Below are 315 nucleotides of genomic sequence, written 5' to 3' on the forward strand. Positions count from 1 at the left end.
ACTGCTCTGCCGTGACCGTGACATCGGCAGCCTCCCGTAGGAGTCTGGACCGTGTCTCAGTTCCAGTGTGGCTGGTCATCCTCTCAGACCAGCTAGGGATCGTCGCCTAGGTGAGCCGTTACCCCACCTACTAGCTAATCCCATCTGGGCACATCTGATGGCATGAGGCCCGAAGGTCCCCCACTTTGGTCTTGCGACGTTATGCGGTATTAGCTACCGTTTCCAGTAGTTATCCCCCTCCATCAGGCAGTTTCCCAGACATTACTCACCCGTCCGCCGCTCGTCACCCAGGGAGCAAGCTCCCCTGTGCTACCG

The 315-nt window shown here is 58.7% G+C and carries 1 rRNA gene; it reads right to left on the reverse strand.

Annotation, left to right across the window (positions count from 1 at the left end):
• Positions 1-24: 24 nt before the first annotated feature.
• Positions 25-315 (reverse strand): 16S ribosomal RNA (locus MTBPR1_RS12190); the annotation flags it as partial.

It is taken from the genome of Candidatus Terasakiella magnetica, assembly GCF_900093605.1.
GTDB classification, from domain to species: domain Bacteria; phylum Pseudomonadota; class Alphaproteobacteria; order Rhodospirillales; family Terasakiellaceae; genus Terasakiella; species Terasakiella magnetica.